The sequence below is a fragment of the Thomasclavelia saccharogumia DSM 17460 genome (assembly GCF_000686665.1).
GTDB lineage: Bacteria > Bacillota_I > Bacilli_A > Erysipelotrichales > Coprobacillaceae > Thomasclavelia > Thomasclavelia saccharogumia.
This window is the reverse complement of sequence record NZ_JMLH01000127.1, coordinates 1-1,842: the sequence shown is the minus strand read 5'-3', so window position 1 is coordinate 1,842 and position 1,842 is coordinate 1. Positions and strand designations below refer to the sequence as shown.

The window sequence follows — 1,842 nt, the reverse complement described above, 5'->3', positions numbered from 1 at the left end:
CCAAAAAAACAGAAAAAAATATAGCAGTCATAAACACTTAAGATATTTATCATTAAAACTGCTTAAATTAAAAAATTTACTCGTCGTTGCTGACTCAAAGATAGTTATAATTGTAGAAAGATTTTTAATGTAGTATAATAGATTAATAGATATAGATTAGAGGTGTCAGTATGAATTATATTGAGTTGGATGAGGTTGATTCAACCAATGAGTACGTTAAAAGAAATATCGATAAATTACCTGATTTTAGCGTAGTAAGATGCAATCATCAAACTACTGGACATGGACGAAATGGTCATATTTGGGAAAGTCAAAAAGGACAAGATCTTTTAATGAGTATTCTTATTAAAGAGTTTAAAAATCCTCAAGATTTGTATAAGCTAGCGCAAATAGCTTCATGTAGTGTAGTTGAATTATTAGATAGATACGGAATTGAAGGGAAAATAAAATGGCCAAATGATATCTATGTTGATGATTTAAAAATTTGTGGGATTTTAGTTGAAGCTTTGCATCAGGATGAATCAGATGCGGTAGTTATTGGAATTGGGTTGAATGTAAATTCAATAAGTGGTGAATATGCATCAATGAAAATGAAAATGGGACAAAATTATTTAATTAAACCAATTATGATTACGATATTAACTTATTTTAAAATTTATTATAATCTTTATCAACAGGATTGCTATGATCAAATTTTGGATCGTGCTAATGATATTTCTTATTTAAAGAATAAAAGAGTTCAGTTTCAAGATTATGGATTAGTGACTTTTACTAAATTAAATGAAGATGGAACTGTTGATTTTATTGATAGTAACTATCAAAAATATAAAATTTCTGTTAATGAGATTTCCTTACATAGAGAATAAGAATTATAAACTATATTCTAGTTTACGATTCTTTTTTATTTTTAAACATGTATAGTATGAGTAAAATTGCTCAAGCTAATTATGAAGGAGGAATTTTATGAATAGACCACCAAAAATGATTTCAACTAAAGATAGTGGTTCGTTTAACGATCAGTTAAATAGTATTGACGTTTTATGCAAAAAGTTAAATTTATATGAAGAAAGTGTAGAAGATAGTGATATTAAAATGACTTTAAGTAGGGTAAATAGTACTCTTAAAAATCATTATAGTGAATTGCTGGGGTGTTTGAATAATGGATAATAACCCACCAAAACAGCCGATTCTTCCTAATGAAAATGTGTTTAATGATTATGATAAAATAAATGATATTTTATTATGTTTAAAATCATTATTGAGTGACTATACGACCTTCATTATTGAAAGTTCAAATCAAGAACTAGCAAATAAACTTATTAGCATTCAAAAGGAAGTTTATCAAATTCAACGTGAAGTATTTGATGTAATGTATTCTAAAGGCTGGTATCCACTAAAACGGGAAACACCAGAAAAAATTCAAAAAATTGTTCAAGAATACATTACTAAGGAAGCAAAGTTAGCATAGTTAGTATTAAAACAACAAATTAATAATTTATACAACAAAAAAGGAACCTAGAATTAAACTGATTTCAATGACAAGAACAAAATGATGTATCAGTTATAGAATGTGATTAAAAATGTGTTATGGTCTAAGCTATAACACATTTTTTTATATAAAGATATTTTTATTTAAGTTAAATTTATTTATAAAAATAAGTAAAATTATGGTTTTATATTTATGCTTTTTCGTTAATTATTTGCACAATTTATGTGAAATATTGCTAAAAAAATGATAAGGATTTATAATGAAAGTGGTTACATTTTTTGATTAGACGGGAAATTAAAAAATGGCGCAAATAGTAAAAAGATAATATGAAGTGACCTCCTAAGTTGTCAAAA

3 protein-coding genes are annotated in these 1,842 nt (G+C 25.9%); all 3 read left to right on the top strand.

All coding sequences use genetic code 11. The features are described 5' to 3' along the window. The first annotated feature begins 170 nt into the window (after positions 1-170). Entirely contained in the window at positions 171-866 is a 696-nt protein-coding gene (locus BR82_RS0114470) for a biotin--[acetyl-CoA-carboxylase] ligase (protein WP_027090737.1), read from the top strand. Between the two features lie 97 nt (positions 867-963). Beyond that, positions 964-1,167, top strand: a complete 204-nt coding sequence (locus tag BR82_RS0114465) for a hypothetical protein (RefSeq protein ID WP_027090736.1) — start codon at positions 964-966, stop codon at positions 1,165-1,167. After that, positions 1,160-1,468 carry a spore coat protein gene (locus tag BR82_RS0114460; protein ID WP_027090735.1) on the top strand — a complete coding sequence of 103 codons (309 nt, stop codon included), beginning with the start codon at positions 1,160-1,162 and terminating at the stop codon, positions 1,466-1,468. The genes BR82_RS0114465 and BR82_RS0114460 overlap by 8 nt, the downstream gene beginning before the upstream one ends. The last annotated feature ends 374 nt before the right edge of the window (positions 1,469-1,842 follow it).

Bases quoted from the DNA above. Each gene is read 5' to 3' on its own strand.
- BR82_RS0114465 (WP_027090736.1), top strand. From the start codon at position 964: ATGAATAGACCACCAAAAATGATTTCAACTAAAGATAGTGGTTCGTTT.
- BR82_RS0114470 (WP_027090737.1), top strand. From the start codon at position 171: ATGAATTATATTGAGTTGGATGAGGTTGATTCAACCAATGAGTACGTT.
- BR82_RS0114460 (WP_027090735.1), top strand. From the start codon at position 1,160: ATGGATAATAACCCACCAAAACAGCCGATTCTTCCTAATGAAAATGTG.